The organism is Paenibacillus sp. FSL M7-0656 (assembly GCF_038003225.1).
GTDB lineage: Bacteria > Bacillota > Bacilli > Paenibacillales > Paenibacillaceae > Paenibacillus > Paenibacillus amylolyticus.
In genome coordinates, this window is sequence record NZ_JBBOOT010000001.1 from 1545722 (window position 1) to 1565316 (window position 19595).

The following is a 19595-nucleotide window of genomic DNA, read 5'->3' on the forward strand; positions in this document are numbered from 1 at the left end:
GACCAAGGCTCCTCAGAAATTCAACTCACAATTCCCCATATGTTACCTCCACACCTGAGATAAGACCCTATCACCTCTGCGATGTTATACAAGATTTAATTTGAGCAATATGATGCTGCCCGTGCCATACAAATCTTTGAATCGCGATATCCAATGAAATTGTACTTAACACTTCTGTTCGGAGTTTTCGTCTAAACTGATCGGGATGTAGCCCTTGCAGCAACGTGAGGAATCGCTTGTGCAGTATCTCCATCAGCAAAATTGAATCTTCGATTGGCGTATTCCTGTAATCATGTAATGATGCCCATAAATCCTCTCGATATGAGCTTGCCATCGGTTCATCTTCAGTCAAGGCTCTCTTAAATCTGATATAAGCGTTCATGTCATTGTCCGCCAGGTGGTGCACAATTTGTGTGATTGTCCAACCGCCATTACGATAAGGAGTACAACGTTGTTCATCATTGAGATATTGTGTAATCTCTCTTAAGGTCTTCGTAATTCCGGGAATTTGACGAATAATATGGATTCGGTCCTCATTAGAGAATTTAAGACTTGGCTCAAAGTGTCCTATCGGAAAGCGTATTTTTTCATCCAAAGTTGTCCACCTCTCCATTTCTCTACTATAGTACCAAATCATATCCAATATAACCCACAATGTTCCATTTACGAAGTGTAAAAGCAAAAAAAAGAAGCAACCTTTGTTCCCAGGCTGCTCCTTATATTAAACTACTCTCATATCTGTATCCTTAGTCATTTCACAAGATACCAAGCGGCCTAGGCTCCGTTCATCTCACCCCGGAAATTCGGCCTACTGCAATACATCCTTCGTAAGAATGGATAAAACGCTCCCTCTCTTTAATTCGATGGCATTTCATCCTCTTTGATAAACTTATAGTCTGCTGTGTAGGTACCTTTGGCGAGTACTTTTAAAAATGTGCCTTGATCGAGTCTGGTACTGGTGCTGAATACCACTCGTTTTGTCTCTCCACTTTCGGTGACCCCCTGCTCCTTATACTTATATCTGCCGTCATCATCTACAGGTTCATCTTGAACCTTAACATACACATGTTCCTCTTTAATCATTGGATTAAAACGATCAAATGGCTCACGCATGAAGAGATAGAGACCAGCAATCATAACGATAGCAACGAGAAAAGAAAAAAGGTTTCTTTTTTTCATCATTGTTCTTCCTTTCTATAGAGCATTGATAACGATATTTTTGTAATATCGAATGGTAACGACCGTAAACACTAAATAGATCACGATATAAGCTGCCATACTAATGAGGATTGGAGTAAGCATACTTGTAGCGATGAGTATGGAACTTACCTTCAAGGCAAAAGCAGCGTGAGTTAGCCCAATGCCAAGCGGAATTAAATAAATAAAGAGCTGTTTACGGATGATGCCTTTCATCATATCGTCTACTTGAAATCCGAGTTGGCGCAGTGTCCGATAATGAGGTTTCTCTTGTTCGGCCTCGGTCATTTGTTTAAAGTACAAGATACTTCCCGTTGAAAGGATAAATACCAAGCCTAGAAAACCGGCAATGAAAATGAGGAGTCCGAAGTTTTGACGTGATCCCTCGTATGTGGAATAAAAGTCCCTGAGTAACAGGTCACTGTCCACGCTCGTTCGAAAGATATCTGAAGCGATATCTGTTTTCTCCGTATCCAATACGTTAAACACCTCAAATGTCACCAATTCTTTGAATTCATCCTCCTGAATGCTGTCTCTCATTCGCTCGAAGGTTTCTTGAGAAACAAGTAATTGATAGCCATGAAGAATGTAATTCATCACATTATTAAGCTCAGACTTCGAGACGGTTATTAGATTAACTTCATCGTTTGAAGCGTACTGCACCTCTTTTGGAGATAATACCTCCATGCTTTCTATAATGGCTCGCGAACTATGATAGATGGCTTCACCATCTTGGGGACGCTTCAGATCTAATCCAACCTGTGCCATCTGCTCTGCTGAGAAAAGTAAAAACGGTCTGTTACGATGGCTTGGTTTTGAATTCTGATTCTGATCCACCCATGCACCATGAAATCGGATCGCATCCACTTGATGATAATCAAATTCAATCTGTGCCTCTTCTAACTTACTTGTGATCACAGCGGCTTCCTCAGGCATATTTTCTACTGCAAAATCAAAAGGCATCGCTAATCTTACATCCTTTTCAATGGAATAATATAAGGAATAGGATAGTGAAATCATTGTAATGGTCATCGCAGACAAGATCGTGATTAAGGTTAACGAATTGGCGTGACCTTTCATTCTGTGCATTAGAGATGCGATCGAGAGACTGTTAACCAGGCCGAGATTTCCATTTTGCCTTTTTCGATAAACATATAATATCCAACTTATGGTTGTATGGAAGACTAAATAGGTTCCAAGTATGGTACTGACGAGAACAATTAACATGATAAAAATCAGCGCATCTGCAGTGTATCCAATAAGAGTTGACACATAATAACCAAACCCGATCAGACCTATTCCGGCTGCCCCTAAAATGGCTGACACGATGCTTGGGCGTTTGACAAAACTTTCATTTTGATGATTAGCCTGAAACAATTGCAGCAATGTATTGCGATATACTATCCATATGATTTGTAAGGTTGTAACCGCAAGCAAGCAGGTAAATACAGCAATCGTTTGAATAAATGCCTGACCTGAGAAGGTTAATCCAAACTTGGCATTAAGCCCTAACAGGTTCATTAACAGCAAGAGAAAGAGTCGTGAGAGCATGGTTCCAACAAATGTTCCGATCAATAAAGCCCCCAGGCCAAGTATGGTGTGCTCCAGGATCAGTACCCGAGCGACCCAAGCCTTGGACAAACCAATTAACTGATACAATCCGATTTCTTGGCTACGCCTTCTGATAAAAATATTCGTCGCATACATCGTAAACACAATGGTGATGAGAATAAGCAATATGCCTGCGATCTGAAAAGCCGTTGAGAAGTTTACGCTGGTTTGAACGGTTTCCATGACGGTTTGATCGTTTTGCAGGGTCGAAAAGATAAAATATAAGCTGATGCTGAAAATCATCGCGAAAAAATAAAGATAATACATCTTGATGTTTTTCCGCGTGCTGCGCATCACCAGTTTCCAGATGTTCATTTCGGGCTGCCCCCTCCAAGAACGGCCTGCATATCCAGAATGTCTTTGAAGAACGTTTCTCTCGTTTTCTCTCCCCGGTACAATTCAGCAAAAATCTTTCCATCCTTCAGAAAAACGACCCGGCTACAATAACTGGATGCCAGCGGGTCATGTGTAACCATAACAATGGTGACTTGTCGTGTCAGGTTGATCTCATGTAAATTCTCTAATAGATTAGAGGCTGCTTTGGAATCCAGAGCACCGGTAGGCTCATCCGCAAAAACAAGCGAAGGCGAATGAATTAACGCTCTTGCCGCAGAGGTACGCTGTTTTTGGCCGCCTGAAATTTCAGTAGGATACTTATCCGCTAATTCCTTAATGCCTAAAATCTCTGCAATCTCATTAAACTCATGTTCTGCTTCGATTTTGCTCATGTTGGTTAAAGACACCGGCAGCAAAATATTTTCTTTGACCGTTAACGTATCAAGCAAATTATAATCCTGAAAGATAAAACCTAAATGCTGACGACGAATATCTGAAAGCTGTCTATCCTTCATTCTGGAAATCTCGTACTCTTGTATGAAAATTTCTCCATCCGTGGGACGGTCAATGGTAGCTAAAGTATTGAGAAGGGTGGTTTTGCCTGAGCCTGAAGGTCCCATAATGCCAACAAACTCTCCTTCTGTCACGCGAAGGTTGATGCCTTGTAACACCTGTTGAGCATTTCCCTTTGAACCATATGATTTACGTAGTCCCTCAGCAAGTAAAACGGTCTTCGGTGTGATTTGATCTTTCATCCCATACACTCCAATCAAGTTGTTCTATACACAGTGTAATTCTTTTATGCCTCTTGGTCGTAAGCTTTAGGTGATAAAATGGGACCCAATGTGATATTTTTGTCACCTTGCCAAAATAAAAAGCAGTCAGGTTTACATATCCTAACTGCTTCATTCATGCCTATTATTCAGGGGTGATCGTCTAATCCGTTCAAATGGATTGTCACTAGAGAATATCATCCCAATCGATGTACCTTCGCCAACAGCTGTAGCAACCTCAAGTCGAATGTGTAATTTCTTGCTTATTTCTTTTGCAAGATAAAGTCCCATTCCAGTGGCCGAGTGCTGAACCCTCCCATTTTCCCCAGTAAAGCCTTTATCAAATATACGTGGCAGATCATGTGTTTGAATGCCGGGTCCTTCATCCATAATCGATACCATGACATTTTCATTTTCTTGGAGATCAATATGAATGGATACCTTACCATCTGTTGGACTGTACTTAATCGCATTTGTTAAAAGCTGTCTCATCACAAATCCACACCACTTTTTATCCGTGTACACGGTAGCAGCGGTATTCCCCGTCACCTCGATGGTTATATTTTTTTCCATACACCATGTTGATAGCTCACGCACTTCTTCTCTTATCAAATCTTGCACTTTCCGCTTGTCCGGGAGCAAGTCTGAGTCTAAGTTAGCTAATCGCGAAATATAAAGCTGCCGGTCGATCAATAAGTGCATTCTCAACCAGGGCGCATTTAACCTTTGTACTAACTCATTAGAACGGTGACCATCCATGATGATCTTCATCGCTGTAAGGGGCGTTTTCACTTCATGAACCCATGAGGAAAGGTCATCATGATCCATTCGTTGAGTTAACTGGTCCTCACGACGTTTGTTTAGATCATACTCATGAATGTTTTGCAAAAGGGTATACATCACCCCGTCAGGAAAACGACGTTGGGGTTCCGGGATGCTTTCAAACCAATCATCTCCCACATCATTAAAAAGGGTATGCAAAGACTTATAATAGGCTGTTTCCTTCTTATATCTCCATATCAAAAAAATAATACAGATGGTTAGAAACAATGTATTTAAATAGATAAGGGAATGAGGCTCCACATCTATACCGGCGTCAAATTGTATCAAAGCATTCGTGAGCAGAAGCAATAACCCTATTGTGCTGATCCAACTTTTTTTATAAAAGAGATAAGCGATGAACAATGTGAAACCTCCTAAAGCGTAACGGCCATATACCCCAGACCTTTTTTAGTTACAATTCCCTCGGCTAAATGGAGAGAAGCGAGCTGTTGCCGTAACCTTGTGATGTTGGCAGTGAGCGTATTGTCATTAATATATTGATCATCATCCCAGAGCCTTTTCATCAGTTCATGACGTGAGATGACCTTGTTATTGGACCTTACTAATATTGATAGAATAAAAAACTCATTTCTTGTCAGGCTAATAGTTTTCCCATCCTTATGAATTTCGCAACTTTTCAAATCAACAATCGCTTGATTCCACTCCATTACATCAGAGGATGCTTCTTCATATGTATACGCTCGACGAAGAATTGCCTGAACCTTGGCGAGAAGTACATCCATATGAAAAGGCTTCTGAACGTAATCGTCCGCCCCTAAGTTCATGGCCATCACCATATCTGTCGGATGATCTCTTGATGAGAGAAAGATAATCGGAACTTTGGACACGGCACGTATTTCTCTACACCAATGAAAGCCGTCAAACTTGGGCAGCTGTATATCAATAATCACTAAGTGAGGCCGATGATCTACAAAGGAATCCATCACATGCGAGAAATCACTTGGGTGACTTACTTCATATGACCACTGACTTAACCCTTCTCTAAGTGCCTCTAGGAGAAGAGGGTCATCCTCAATAATGAAGATATTCATATTCATGTATAACCCTCCTTATCTTTTATCACATACTTAATTATTCTAAATTAATCACAATCAGAAAACTAGCGCAATTAAACCTGACTTACGAAGGTACAATCATATAAAAAAGCGCCCCGATCTTGGGTCGAATGGTGTTTGTCTAGAACATCACCAACCAAGAGAAGAGCGACTTTAAGGTGGAGTCTATCATAATGCAGAGCTTATGGAGTGTCGTATGGATTAGTTTCCTCTTTCACTTCTCGAACTGCTGCCTGTCTAATAGTCTCTCCTTCTTCAACACAACCTTGAGGCATTTCCCAGCCTCTTCGACCTTTCATGAGTAAAATCTCATTATGTTCATTGAGAACGATTACACTAGCAGAAACGATAAATTTCATTCTAATTCATCCTATAAAATTATTTTTTTTAATAATCATACAAATAAAATCCAAATTTACTATTCTTAAATGTCTTATTTCTACATCTAACATAGTTTTTATAGGCTCTTTTCCAAGTTTTTCTGTTAGTATCTATCTATATTACGTTCCCATATTCACAACACAAGCAGACCTTAGATAGTTCCTATCTTAGGTCCGCTTCAATCGTTCCTTCCAGACTAATAATATAATTAACTGCTTCTTCGAAATCACTTGCAATAAAATCCGCTTCTGTGTTTGACCATTTATGTCTGTATTTATTTAAAGCTTCATTCCCTGCTCCAGTCAAAACTAATACCTTTTTGCATCCAGCATGATGACCTGCTAAAATATCAGACCATCGATCGCCAATTACAATACATTTACTTAAATCTAAATTGTTTTTCTTAGCAGCGTCAAGTAACATTCCTGGGTTCGGTTTGCGGCATTCACATCTCTCAGTATGTTGATGCGGACATATAAAAACATTATCAAAGCCAAATTCTATCATTTCTCTAACAAATGCTTCTTTTGTAGCTTCACCTCTTGAAATACCGGGCTGGTTCGTAAATCCATACAGTTTAATTCCAAGTACTTTTAATTTTTCCAGAGATTTTTTAGTGTATGGAAACAATTCAAATTCCCCCGGGTAAAGGACTTCATCTGAACCACCGATCGTTCCATCACGATCGATAAAAACTGCTTCTACAGTGAATGCTCTCATAATTAACCTCCAATTATCGGATTTTGATCATTTATAAATACACCTTCACTAAGCTGTACGAAAACGTTTCTGTAATCACCACTCGAGACCAACATTAAGATTATCTCTTGGAAAACATCTAAGAATTGATTCTAAATCTAACTAAAGTCTGTCATCAAACCACTGTTATTCCTCCCTGATTTTAACATTAGCGATAATCTCACAAAACGTTCCCGTACTCACGACGTTCATTTTTAAATATGTAATCTGGAGCGCTTCCATAAAATACACTTCCCGCAGACTATGGCTCCGTTAAAAGCCACAGCATAAATATAATGTTATACGGCGGAATCGATTCTCTGATTTGACTAACATATTATTTATTTCTTCAACTTAGTTTCGAATCTGCTATATGCTCCAATAGATTTCCAGGCTGACATCCCAATGCCGTACATAATTTATCGATTACTTCTAACGATACATACTCATTCGTATTAAGTTTTGCCATCGTTGCCGATGAAATCCCCGTCATTTTCAATAAATCCTGCTTCTTAATCTCCCTGTCAATCAATAATTTTTGAAATGGTTTATAACTTATCATCTGGTATCCCTTCATTTCTGAATTGAAGCTTTATATAGGACCTTCTCAAAAAAAGATCCATCTATAATCAATTCTCATCTGATCGGAATCTTTACTTCAATGCTATACCAAATCTGAAATAAACATGGCTTTAGTTCCTTCTTCTGGCTTAAATCCAAATATTCCATAGAATTTTTCTGCACTATCATAGGATATAAGCACTTTTGTTTTGACATTAGAATATCGACTAAGCATTTGTTCCATCATTCTCTTTCCAATTCCTAATGATTGATATTCTTTGTGCACTAACATGTAATGAAAATATACTGTCATCACGCCGTCAGACAATGCATTTATTAAGCCAACTAGTTTGGTATCATCCCATGCAGTAATAACCGTATGCGAGTTGTTTATTGCTTGTCTCAGATCTTCTGGAAAATCTCCTGATTTCCAGTCCACCGAATGAAACAGTTCTTGAATTGCCTGTGTATCAATGTCTTTTATTTCTTTGAAAATAATTGTCATAATATTGCTCCTATGCTTGTTGTTTTGATTGGTAGTATTGGATACCCGTTCTTATATCCACGATGTCCCACCACGTTAATCAGCTTCTATCTAATCCTACCTAATCCTCTATCAGCCTCTAATTGAAGTTGCATGGTTTTAGGTCCCATATACTCTTGTGCAGCCCGAAGAATCTTTTCGTCGTTACCCAATATTTCCAATACTGTAACTGAAAAAATGCTATTAATTAAGTAATCATCTTTGCAATTAGATACTTCTTCAAAATAATCAAAAATACTTTCTAGAAGCTTGTTATTTCTATTCTCGCTTAATAACTTAATAATCTCCGGCATGAATATTCCCTCAATTATGACAGTTTCTAATACCATACCGTGATTCTCAATTGATTTTTTATAATCAGTACTAGTGGAAGGGAAGAAATTTAACATCATCTTTAAAAATTCCTCCGATTTTTTAATCATGAATCCCCACTCCTCTGTATAAACTGTCTTTGAATTACGATGACGCAAGTCTGAAAATTTTTGTATTTGATTCTGTTCTTTAACACAGTTCTTAACAGAGGTTTTTGCTAATGTTCTTGTATTCACGACGTCCCACCGACTTTAAGAGACGAAGTCGCTGGGCGTGATGCGCTTAGTCGGTGCGGATGTGTACGGCTGATTCCACTTCCCTCCAGCTACCAAATACTTCTCCGAATCCTCATCTTACTTTGGCCGGACCGAGCTCCGAATGACTCGAAGAGTGAGATGGATCAGACTTCTGCGAATTACTAACCATTATCCATTTTTAGAAGGCCCATCTATGCTCCTCTGGCAAACACTCATCACAAAGTAATTGCCCTTCAACAACAGCTCCGTTATTGAGTTCATCAATATGATTTGGCTTTTCTCTATCAGTTGCCCATGAATTACATTTTGCGCATCTTCCGCAATTCATTGCTTCTGGATCGAGATATACAGAGGAACTGCTCTCCCAATGTAATTTCAAATCTCTCCTTATTGTAATTTCATTTTCTAGTACAGGAATCAAATCCCCATCGATTTCTTTATATTCTTCGTCAGTTAAGTCAATTAGATAAGCTATATTCACAAGATATGTCTTCTTACTCATTTCTTTCATCCTTTAAATTTTCATGGTTTATACGTTCTTCGGCCTTTCGCATAACGTTCGTGCATTCACGACGCCTCAATGGCTTAAGGTAGGTAGGCCGAGTGGCTCCGCCACTTTGCCAGTGCAGGGTTGATCGCCTGACACCGCTTCCTGGTTCCTTCTTCTGGTGACCGAAGGACAGTATAGGAGTACGATGGGTGAAAACAATGTTATCCGCTGTTGCCGGCATCATTGAATTACATTCTAAAACTCTTCAATATATTGTTAGCCAAATTAATTTCTGGAAGAAGCCATTGTATTTAAAGCGTTCTCAAAATAGCGATATACTTCATCTGCAATTCTCAGAAACTCTTCAACAAGTACATTGCTACTATCCAAGTAACAAGCATATAGATACTCAACTAAAGCGGAGTCAATCTCACAATAGTTTAATATGGCATTCTTCATCTTAATGATTTCATCTTCCCATACCCCTGTATCTTCTAAAACCAAAGAGTATAATGCACGAATTAATCTCTTAGAGTAACCTTTAATATATCTAGTTTTCATTGAGTGATCACTAACATTAGAAAGTGAACGATGTACACGATCTACTTCCTCCTTAGTATCTGTATTTAAGTCTAAAATGAATTCTGGAGAAATTATGATCGGGGGTACTTTTTCACCAATGTCCTCCCCATGTATGCAAACACAAATGATCTTAACCCAAAAACCCCAATCGTTCGGTCTACTTAATACATCATCAATCGAGCAAATGATCGTATCCATCTTAGTGACGAATGGATATTCTTCCAACAGCCTGTCTTTGATATTTGACAATCTTTCGTAATCAATATCTTGGGGATTTGCACATACAATAGTAAAGTCTGCATCTGACTTAAAAGGTTGAGCCGTTCCTTTGGGAATCGAGCCACACATATAAATGCTATGAATCTTATCTTTAAATTCGTTAAGGATATGATCCACATACTTATCAACCAAATCCTTATATTCACTTTGTATTGCAATTCTATTTATAACTTTTTCTAATATCATATAGACTCCTCCTAAAATATGAGCTTCTTCGAGCTACTTTCAATGAATTTACGACTTTCAATGTGCTTGGTTCATTAAGATTGAGATATATTCTTCATCTTTAAGCCTTGTCACCTTACAGTTCTTATTGCATTCAAATTCTACTATTCTCTCTTCAATTGTTTTATTAGTACTATCTTTAAATATGTCCTCTCTATCATAGTGAGGAAAAATAAGCTTGTCGGTTACACCTAATGCCTTAAAATCCGTTAAATCCATTGTATTCATCTGTGGAGTAAAGAAATCGACAATGTTAATATTTGGCCCCAGTAATAACGTTCCTGCACTTACTCCAACTATAATTACATTCTGTGCGGCCAGTGATTTAATAACTTCATCAGCACCACTTTTCTTCGCGTAATACAATAATGTAAATGGATTTCCACCATTGATATATATAACATCTCTATGTAAGAGAATTTGCGGGTCATCAAATTCTATATCTACAAAATTGATATGCTGAAATCCCATGTCCTTAAACTCTTGCATTGCTCTTTGTGCATATCTATTAGTTTCTTTTCTAGGGGATGCTGTTGTAATAATTGAGACTTTTAATTTAGAAATATCTCCATCAATAAACTCCAGAAATTGATTTTTAATATCTTCAGTATAAAAACCACAAGAGGTTAGTAACAAGCTACTCATTGAAATCCCCGTCCTTAACTAATAGTTTATCTAATCTTTATAATTTAATTAAGCATTCCCCTGATTTGTGCTAACGTTCCTTTATTCATGAACCCCAAAGGGGTTGTCTGCCGAACGGAGCCACAGCTTGAATATTTTGTTATGTGAAGTTCCCTCTTCTCGAAAAGCTATCAATTTCTTTACAATCGATTTTCTAAGTCATTTATTGTATTTAACCAGATTGGGTATTCTTCTGATTCTTCCCATAGCTCTTTTAGTTCTGAATCCTTCTTAATTTTCTTAACTGCTCGTTTAGCTTTTGAAATGAGTTTTTTTCCTTTACCTTTATGTTTATCGATCCAGTCATATAGATCCTCTGTATTACTTTGATTATTCAATATTTCTTTCCCAGGATTACCTTGTAATGCTACAAGGATCTCAATTGCGCCTAAAGCATTGGAAGCTAAATCTGACTCAATATAATCTTCTTCTAATACTTCTTCAATCGTCTCTTCAATTAATTCGATGTCATCAGAATCAAGTAAATCTGCCTTCCAATCTAATACATCATCGTTCTCGAAAATTCCAGTTCCCCATGCTCCCATCAATTAACCTCCAAAAAGTGTCATTATGTTTTAAAGCTCTTAGGGACATAACGTTCCTGTATTCATAAACCCCAAAAGGGGTTCTGCCGAAATTCCTCTCCGAAATCCTTGCAGACCAAGGCTCCGTGAAGAGCCGCTGCTTGAATATGATGTTATAGGATGTCAGCGTCTTCTTCCAAAACACTTACACAAATATTCCACTTCCCATGATGTTAAATATATTTTTTCAATTCAAGTAAATCATCAATAATATAATCCGCTTGTTTAAGCTCACATTCTTGGGCAAAGTCAAATCGACAACCAAAAGCCTTCAATCCATTGTTTTTTGCTGCATTGATATCAGAGATCCTGTCGCCAACTACAGCAGCGTTGTTGATGTGATATTTCATAAGGATATATCTAACTAAGTCATCCTTATTCTGAGTCTCTATTTGCTGGATGCTAAAGGTTTCTGTCACCCAATTATTTAACTTGTAACAGTTAACGATAGCATTGAGGTATTCAATTAGTCCATTACTTGCAATAAAAATTAAGCAGCCTTCCTGTTTTAAAAAATCAAAAACTTCTTTGACATGCGGATAAAGCGCACCTTTGCCATAATTAATATTTGCAATTAACTTCTCCAAGAAGATTTCGTCTACAATTCGTCTGATTTCATTTGAATGGTTCGGCAATAACGTTTCCCAAACTACTGGTAGAGGAACTCCCATAATTTCACGATATTTTTGAGTTGGAGTTTCACTCGACCATTCATTACGAGACCTCAAGACAGAAAACGTTTCTTCTAACGATAACTCTAAGATTTTGTTTGTTTGAAATAGTGTACCATCCATATCGAAAATAACCGCTTCCAGCATGATTCCACTCCTATTCAGAGTTTGAATAATTTATTTTGTATTTTTATACGCTGATTTCCTATAACGTTACTGTATCCACGACGCCCCACCGACTTAATTCACGTTAGGGGCGACCGCGATGCGGTTAGTCGATGCGGATGTGTCCGCCTGATTCCACTTCCCTACCAATTCCCTTCGGGCTGAACGAAGGAGCGTCAGGACCCAAAGCTTGGATATAATGTTATCTGACGTAAACCTCTACTGTGAATTAGCTATCATCTTCTTTGTTAAGTTAAACTCATGACGGCATTCATAGTAATAACTTTTGAGTTTATATCCCCCAGCTTTAAATACAGGCTTATGTTGATACCACACTATAATTAGCGTTCCTTCAAAAAGGATTCTACGAAGGATATAAACTATTCTGTTAAAGAGAACGTTTCTATTTTGAGCAAAATTATGAAGTGTTTCGGATTGAAACTGAACATGTTTCTCCTCATCACTTAAAATCTGATTACATAAATCTATTAATACTTTTGACTTTGTAGATTTTTGCAAAGCTTTATAGTACAACTTAGCAATGATCTCAGCAGTTAATAGAACAATGACTGATTGTTCTAGACTCGCATATTGACGTAATCTTCTAAATACATTGTCCACCCAATGTCTACGAAGGAGTGGGATTCCCTGTACCTTCATAAATCTGCCTAGATCTCTAGCGTGCCTCTGTTCTTCTTTAATGAATTCTATAAGCGCTTCATAGTAATCCTGATCTTGCGTCTGATGTACATATTCTTGCGCACGTTTAATTAGATGTTTACCTTCAGAGTTTTCTCCTAATTGAAACTGTTGAATTGACTTAATGATTATTTCTCTTTCATTAGTTGTTAATTTATAGTTGTCATCCCAATGAATATATTTGAGGTTTTGATTATTTCTTCGATAATATTGAACCCATTTCGAGAAAGTGATATTCATTATTTGCTCCTAAAATGTAATAGTTTTATGTCAGATAACGTGTTGTGTTCACGAGCCCAAAAGCCTTAAGTGACCAAAGGGAACGGGTCGATAGACTTAGGCTTGCAGGGTTGTCCGGCTGAACCTGCTTCCTGACTTCTCAACTTCTACCGGACCGAGGAGTGGACGCGCCGATGCTTGAACATGGTGTTATGCGTTGCTTTCAAGTTCTTCGCTCCACTTACAATTATTAATCTTGCATAACCCTTTGATAGCTCTTCACTTTTGTAAAACACTTTGATCTACATAGATCTTTTACAATATTGAAATCTTTATTAACATAAATATATCCTCTCTCCTAGTTTATTTAGTTGAGTTCCCATTGCCTGTAAGTCAAATCGAATTTGTAATGGAGAATCATTGATCCATGCACCTACATGAATATGTGGATGTCTTGAATACCCATTGTTTCCTGCTTTGGCAACTTCTTGACCAGCCGTTATAATGTCACCTTCTTCAACACATATCTCCATTACATGGGCATATGTAACAATAACACCTTCTTCTCTTGCAAACTCAATAGAACTTGCTCTTCCCGGTGTGATCTCCCCAGGCTTATTAGTTATCGGATTAATAAATATAGATTTCACCATTCCATCAAATGGTGCCAGCACCTCAGCCTCCCAAGTGTACCAATCCGCATTTTTTGTACCATCACCGTCATACATCCGCATCCAACCGTATGTAAATCGAGCTATCATGCAATCTCTTCCCAACGCGTCACCAATGTACTGATACTGTCCTTCGGGATGTTCAATTGTTAGAAAAATATGATGAAATATAGGGTGTATAGTCACTTCAAAAATGTTCAAACTTTTCATCCCTTCTTCATTAATCTATTATCAGATATAGTACCGATTGAATATTTCGCTTTATATTAACAAGTCCGTAAGGGCTAAATTACCAAAGAAACTATTGATTTTGCCGTAACGTTTACCTTATTGCAAATAGAAAATACGACTTTGCAGCCATTTGATTGGTATTGCTTATTAGTTATTGTTCTCTATATTATTACGGATTTAGGAAGTTACGCATAACGTTTCTGTATTCACGACCCGACGTATGCTGGGTGGCCGGCGTTTGCCGGACCAAGGACGAATTCCCGCAGCGTGAATATTATGTTACATGAAGTATCTATATCTATGACTTATTGGCTCACTTCAGAATATGAACTAACATTTCAAATTTTTCTTTAATAATACTAAAGTTTTCTTTCAAATTTTTCTGGTAAACAGCTTCTCTTTTTTGTTTAATGTCATCTGTGAAATACATTTCAATGTTGCATTTATGTTCCTTAAAGTAGTCACTAGTATTAAAAATAGGTAGGGGTATGAATAAATCACCTATTTTATCAAAGATCACTCCTTTCACCTTAAATAAACTCAGTAGTTGCCTTAAATTAAAATCATTTGTCAAAAAAAATGGAATGAAAAAACGTCCCTCTCCCCCTCGCTTAAGAAAATATTCCATGATACGAGGAACTGAAAAATCCCAAGCTATATTTTCAATTTGACGAAACAATTTCTCAGTATTCATGCCTTTATTAATTTTATTGAGCATATTGACGTTTTTTGAATTCAGAAAATACTGATGTGCTACAATGAATTCTCTTTCATAATAAATTCCCAATTCATCGTTAATAAACTTAAATAAATTATCTATTTTTTTTGGAACTCCCGCTTTATTCTCAAATTTGCTAATTAAAATACCAATGAGTAATAGAGTCATACATTGATGAATATTTTTAAATATACCCATAATTTCCTCAATACTACTTGCATTGAAGGTTCCATTAAAAATTTGGTCAGCAAGAATAAAAGCCTCTGTTTCACTAATCGTGTAAGAAAGAGTGCCACTCTCTAAATACTGTTTCTGATCAATGCTTTTGAAAAGCTCTAGGCTAACCAAATTTTTATACAACTTCGCTCTTTTATCCTTTCTAATTGACTCGTCTTCTTCTCCTTCTAACTTGAAAGAGTTTTTGTAATTCTCAATCATGTAAAATAAATAATCGTAATGGTGTCCTCCTCGAATAAGTATATCTATAGATTGAAATACTTCGTTAGTCATTGTTGACCATCCGTTATTGGTAACGAAATTATCAATATAGCTAGCATAGTTAGTATCTAACATGATTGAATAATCTACTTTGAATGTTGTGTCACTACTTCCATTCATGATCATTTCTTTAATTAAATCATTTTCTATAAAGTACAACTTATCCGTTGAAAAATAAGGAATAATATGGCTGTTCTCAGATTCAATAAGTTTTTTTATTCCGCTTGGATAACCACTTTTATGGTAATTATCTAACGAGAAAATACCAGTTGTATCATTAGAATTATTCATTATTGCCCAAGCTTCAAAAAGTTCATTTGGTTCACTCGCTTGTGAAAGACCATACAAGCCTTCTCCAAAATATCGGCTTTTTCTAGACATAGACGGTTCCTCCAAGTAATAGTATCTAATATTTGTAGATATTTCATGTAACGTTCCTGTATTCATAAACCCCGAAGGGGTTGTCTGCTGAAATTCCTCACCGAAATCCATCCGCAGACCAAGGCTTTATCGGAGCCGCTGCATGAATATTATGTTATACGAGGTTATTCTTCTTTGAGAAACTCACTCATCCATTTTTTATCTTCCTCACTCTGTTCAAATTTAAATTGACCTTCATCAATCTTATTCCAATAAATATGCTCATCAAAATAATCATAAAATACAATCTCACTGGTAACATATAAACACCATGTGCATACCATTATCATATTTAAATTTATTCTTGTAGGCTGGTTATTCTTTGTGTGTTTTGTTAATCCGTTAAGTTCTGAATGCAGTGAACTGATATGTACGAAGTGATTACTTAACAGTCCTTGTAAACTCCCTAAGTTTGGTATCAACTGTTTTCCGTATTTTATAGTTTTATTTACATCAAGCTTTCCATCCTGATATATTTTGTGTCCTTCGGGTTCTATTATGAAATAAGCCACTGTACTTATCGTTTCTATTACTGAACGAAGCAGCATACATGGTTGTAAAGTATAACCTAATCTTAATAATTCTACGGATGATTGAATTGTAGCGGCAGCATTCATCATTAATTGTGTACAAGTGACTTTTACTGAATCATCCTCATAATTAGCTCTAAAAAAACTATTGCTGATAATATAGTTGGCTTTACTAAACAGTTCACTTATGGGAATTAGCTCATTAGAATATACCTTATCAAAAGATTTTGCTATTCCAAATGAATCTCTTTGAATTCTCTTTTGAAGCATATCTTTGGAATATACACGAACTTGATTGTTTTCATTATCTATGACAGCACCCAAAAAGTTTTTTTCGTGTATACGCCCATCTAAGAATTGTTTTTTCCTCTTTTTCATCTTCTTGTTTTTCATCTATTGTTTCACCTCAAGAATAATTTCGTCTAACGTTCCTGTATTCACGACTCAGCGCATGCTGAGTGTCCGGCGTATGCCGGACCAAGGGCGTATGCCCGCAACGTGAATATTATGTTATATGAAGTCGAAATCTCCGTTGAATAATCTATCCAATCTTTTTAAGAATCACCTCACCAAATAATTCATTAGGCTTCCAATCAGTAACTATCGCTTTAATCTCTCCAATGGTAAAATTATTGTTTACTAAAAAGATATTAATATGTTCCCGTATTTTGTATGGAGTATAACCAGTTTTACTTATTACAGTTTTTTGACCTCTTTCATTCTCAAAGTAATAGCATCCTTTTTCATCTTTTCTCAATGATAATTCTTCATTAATCAAGTACATATTAGGTTTTATATTAACAAATTCATCAAAATACTTTTGGTTTACTTTTATATGAAGTTTAACTGGTTCTGTATTCAGTGCAGATATAAACTTCTCTTGTAGTTGTAGACGCTTTTCAGGTAAAACTGCAATTGGTATCATAATTTTAGCTCTCATCTTTTCAATTTGTTCATCAGATAATAGTTGAGCAAAATTATGAGGCAATTTATTCTTTAAAAGATTTATTTGTTCTTTGATTTCTAAAATTTCTTCATTAATTACATCTGTTTTTACGTTTTCTTCTTCAACATTTAATAAGATTTGGTTCTTATAATTCTCCATTTCCATCAGTTCGGCTTCTTTAATTCCTATCATATTTAATGTTTTGAGTTCCTCACCTATAACTTGCCCCCAATCATCGATCGATGATTTAATAGTTCTTTGAAGGAATAGTGTGATTATTTTCAAACTATTTGGGTCATATTGCTGTGTTTTCTCCATTCTCAAGACTGCATCTTCCAAAGTGATTGCTGCTGCTTCAATTTCTTTAATACGTCTAAATGCACTAAAAGCAAATTCCTTTTGACTTTGTTTGAAGCTATGCACTGCGCCAAAGTATGTAAATATTCCTGAGAATGCTATTGACAAAACAAAGACCAAAATATTGATGAAAATTGTTTCTGATACAGTTAACTGATGATTGATAAATGCCATTATTAATTGACTAACAATGATTATAGCTGCGAGTGATAAGCTTAAGAAAAACGAGTACTTCAATATAATGCTTTGATTCATCAAATTCTTCATAGGGCACTCTCCAATATCCTCTTCATTTTGATTTCATATAACGGTCCCGTATTCATGAACCCCAAAGGGGTTGTCTGCCGGAAAACTACTTCGAGATCCACCAAGCAGACCCAGACTCCAAAGGAGCCGCAGCTTGAATATTATGTTATCTGATGGATTGAGCTTCTTCGAGTAGAGATTACACGTTGGATTATAACTTTTTTTATTGATATTCATAATATCTCTTATTAACATTTTGTAAACAAGTCCACTCAATCCTATTTTCCATCTGATTTGAATTTGATAGGTTTCAGCGATTTACTATTAACAATAAGCCTTTGCTTTTATTTTCTTTTGTGATTATTATATCTCTATTTTTTACGGATATCTCTCACTTCATTAATTAACACATCTAATCTTTCAATAATTCTTTTATCATTTTCAAGTTTCTTTTTTAATCTCCCATCTATAATTGCTACTCCCATAACAATAATTATAAGCAGGATCAAAATTAGCACCTTGATCACTTCCCCTCTAGCAACAGAACGTTGCAATTGAATTAACTCTATAATTAGATAATATATACTTTTTCTTTTTACAGTTTTAATCATTTTTCAATCTTACAGATAACGTTCTTGTATTCACTAACCCTCACTGGCTTAAGGGCTACAGCCGGGTCTGACGGACTTAGCCAGTGCAGGGTTGTCCGGCTGCTCCCAATTCCCCTGCCTGACCCAGGGCCGAATGGCCCGAGGCGTGAATATATTGTTATTTGCAGTGCCCTCTTCTGTGACCAAGCTATGGGCTATCTGTTATTTAGCTTTTCCAATAATTCTAACTCCTCTTCCTCTGAAAGTTGTTCTTCCGCTCTTGTTCTCGTCTCATCTATCTTTCGTACTTTTAATCCTCTTTTTATGAGCCATTCTTCACCAGGTTTCATGGTAGTTGCTGGATGTGGATATACATCCTCACTTATAATTTCCTCATCAATTATGTAAATGTATCCACATAACTTACCATTATGAAATCTTGCGCCATTCTCATCAAAAGAAACAATAGATGGTTTCTGCGAAAAGATTCTTGCTAACTCTTGATCTTGAGTTATTGTGCTTCCGACTAGTAATTCATTTAGAAATAATGGCGAGCCATGGAACCAAGGCTTACTGTAGTCCCAATCTTTCATAATTATCACCTTCAATTAACTTATATGTTTCTTCTTTAGTACTGTTCTTTAGTTTCTTCTTGATTTTAGGGTATTGAATATAACGTTGTGCATTTCTGACGTCCAAACGGCTGAAGGACCGGAGGTCCGAGTGGCTTTGCCACTTAGCCGGTTGGATGTGTCGTCTGATTCCACTTCTCCGAAATCCCTCTTGAAGACCGAGGAGCGTCAGCGACGAAGCAAAAATGCATTGTTATACGCTGCCCCTTCTTCTTCGATTCCACAACCTTATATGTCTTGTGTGTTTTATGTATTTAATATGTCTTTACGTGTTTTATCTTTTGGTTCTATCTTTTGCTCCTATCAAATCCGTTCCGCATAGGAAAGATCCCCTCATTTACTCTCGTACGCCTTCAGAAGTATCAACTTTGATTTATGTAGTAACTTCATCCAATGAACGCTAGCCTTATAAGAGGCTCGTGTTCCTCGGACCGGAGATTTGCCGATGGCTTCATTCAGATTCCTGCTCACGTTAGACACCCCGGACACCCCTGCCTTAAGCTATGGCTTACTTCTAACCTCACCATCGAGACTTAATCCTTGATATAGA

Annotated in this window: 22 protein-coding genes and 1 pseudogene; all 23 read right to left on the reverse strand. The window is 36.9% G+C overall.

Annotation, left to right across the window (positions count from 1 at the left end; translation table 11 throughout):
- Positions 1 to 70: 70 nt before the first annotated feature.
- Entirely contained in the window at positions 71 to 595 is a 525-nt protein-coding gene (locus tag MHI01_RS06515) for a YfiT family bacillithiol transferase (RefSeq protein WP_255319731.1), read from the reverse strand.
- A gap of 260 nt (positions 596 to 855) precedes the next feature.
- Entirely contained in the window at positions 856 to 1179 is a 324-nt protein-coding gene (locus tag MHI01_RS06520) for a YxeA family protein (protein WP_340982799.1), read from the reverse strand.
- A 15-nt stretch (positions 1180 to 1194) separates the two neighbouring features.
- On the reverse strand, positions 1195 to 3123 hold the full coding sequence (locus tag MHI01_RS06525; protein WP_127546025.1) for an FtsX-like permease family protein: 1929 nt from the start codon (positions 3121 to 3123) through the stop codon (positions 1195 to 1197).
- A complete protein-coding gene (locus MHI01_RS06530; protein ID WP_127546022.1) occupies positions 3120 to 3899 on the reverse strand; it encodes an ABC transporter ATP-binding protein in 780 nt (259 codons plus the stop codon). The genes MHI01_RS06525 and MHI01_RS06530 overlap by 4 nt, the downstream gene beginning before the upstream one ends.
- Positions 3900 to 4049: 150 nt before the next feature.
- Positions 4050 to 5102, reverse strand: coding sequence for a sensor histidine kinase (locus MHI01_RS06535; protein ID WP_127546019.1), 1053 nt, complete (start codon positions 5100 to 5102; stop codon positions 4050 to 4052).
- Between the two features lie 11 nt (positions 5103 to 5113).
- On the reverse strand, positions 5114 to 5797 hold the full coding sequence (locus tag MHI01_RS06540; protein ID WP_127546015.1) for a response regulator transcription factor: 684 nt from the start codon (positions 5795 to 5797) through the stop codon (positions 5114 to 5116).
- Between the two features lie 221 nt (positions 5798 to 6018).
- Positions 6019 to 6174 (reverse strand): annotated as a pseudogene (locus MHI01_RS06545) (NUDIX hydrolase); the annotation flags it as partial.
- A gap of 184 nt (positions 6175 to 6358) precedes the next feature.
- On the reverse strand, positions 6359 to 6916 hold the full coding sequence (locus MHI01_RS06550; RefSeq protein ID WP_127546009.1) for an HAD-IIIA family hydrolase: 558 nt from the start codon (positions 6914 to 6916) through the stop codon (positions 6359 to 6361).
- Between the two features lie 367 nt (positions 6917 to 7283).
- The gene (locus MHI01_RS06555; RefSeq protein ID WP_127546006.1) at positions 7284 to 7496 is read right to left on the reverse strand and encodes a helix-turn-helix domain-containing protein; all 213 of its coding nucleotides are present in this window, start codon (positions 7494 to 7496) and stop codon (positions 7284 to 7286) included.
- 102 nt (positions 7497 to 7598) lie between these two features.
- Positions 7599 to 8000 carry a GNAT family N-acetyltransferase gene (locus tag MHI01_RS06560; RefSeq protein ID WP_127546003.1) on the reverse strand — a complete coding sequence of 134 codons (402 nt, stop codon included), beginning with the start codon at positions 7998 to 8000 and terminating at the stop codon, positions 7599 to 7601.
- Positions 8001 to 8086: 86 nt separating this feature from the next.
- Entirely contained in the window at positions 8087 to 8587 is a 501-nt protein-coding gene (locus MHI01_RS06565; RefSeq protein ID WP_282321781.1) for a DUF7674 family protein, read from the reverse strand.
- Between the two features lie 199 nt (positions 8588 to 8786).
- The gene (locus MHI01_RS06570) at positions 8787 to 9110 is read right to left on the reverse strand and encodes a hypothetical protein (protein ID WP_340982800.1); all 324 of its coding nucleotides are present in this window, start codon (positions 9108 to 9110) and stop codon (positions 8787 to 8789) included.
- Between the two features lie 273 nt (positions 9111 to 9383).
- A complete protein-coding gene (locus tag MHI01_RS06575) occupies positions 9384 to 10145 on the reverse strand; it encodes a nucleotidyltransferase domain-containing protein (RefSeq protein WP_340982801.1) in 762 nt (253 codons plus the stop codon).
- 57 nt (positions 10146 to 10202) lie between these two features.
- Positions 10203 to 10829 (reverse strand): Type 1 glutamine amidotransferase-like domain-containing protein, encoded by a 627-nt coding sequence (locus MHI01_RS06580; RefSeq protein ID WP_036609152.1) that lies wholly within the window; start codon positions 10827 to 10829, stop codon positions 10203 to 10205.
- 179 nt (positions 10830 to 11008) lie between these two features.
- Positions 11009 to 11413, reverse strand: a complete 405-nt coding sequence (locus MHI01_RS06585) for a DUF4259 domain-containing protein (RefSeq protein WP_036609153.1) — start codon at positions 11411 to 11413, stop codon at positions 11009 to 11011.
- Positions 11414 to 11625: 212 nt separating this feature from the next.
- Complete coding sequence (locus tag MHI01_RS06590; RefSeq protein WP_340982802.1) at positions 11626 to 12270, reverse strand: HAD hydrolase-like protein; 645 nt, start codon at positions 12268 to 12270, stop codon at positions 11626 to 11628.
- 237 nt (positions 12271 to 12507) lie between these two features.
- Positions 12508 to 13227: a ferritin-like domain-containing protein gene (locus MHI01_RS06595; protein WP_051447116.1), complete on the reverse strand. Its 720-nt coding sequence runs from the start codon at positions 13225 to 13227 to the stop codon at positions 12508 to 12510.
- A 314-nt stretch (positions 13228 to 13541) separates the two neighbouring features.
- The gene (locus MHI01_RS06600; RefSeq protein WP_340982804.1) at positions 13542 to 14087 is read right to left on the reverse strand and encodes a M23 family metallopeptidase; all 546 of its coding nucleotides are present in this window, start codon (positions 14085 to 14087) and stop codon (positions 13542 to 13544) included.
- 334 nt (positions 14088 to 14421) lie between these two features.
- Positions 14422 to 15705 carry a hypothetical protein gene (locus tag MHI01_RS06605; RefSeq protein ID WP_340982805.1) on the reverse strand — a complete coding sequence of 428 codons (1284 nt, stop codon included), beginning with the start codon at positions 15703 to 15705 and terminating at the stop codon, positions 14422 to 14424.
- Positions 15706 to 15869: 164 nt separating this feature from the next.
- A complete protein-coding gene (locus MHI01_RS06610; protein ID WP_340982806.1) occupies positions 15870 to 16667 on the reverse strand; it encodes a hypothetical protein in 798 nt (265 codons plus the stop codon).
- 148 nt (positions 16668 to 16815) lie between these two features.
- Positions 16816 to 17844, reverse strand: a complete 1029-nt coding sequence (locus tag MHI01_RS06615; RefSeq protein ID WP_340982807.1) for a hypothetical protein — start codon at positions 17842 to 17844, stop codon at positions 16816 to 16818.
- Between the two features lie 350 nt (positions 17845 to 18194).
- Positions 18195 to 18434, reverse strand: coding sequence for a hypothetical protein (locus MHI01_RS06620; RefSeq protein WP_192132250.1), 240 nt, complete (start codon positions 18432 to 18434; stop codon positions 18195 to 18197).
- Between the two features lie 194 nt (positions 18435 to 18628).
- Entirely contained in the window at positions 18629 to 19006 is a 378-nt protein-coding gene (locus tag MHI01_RS06625; protein WP_340982808.1) for a hypothetical protein, read from the reverse strand.
- Between the last annotated feature and the right edge of the window lie 589 nt (positions 19007 to 19595).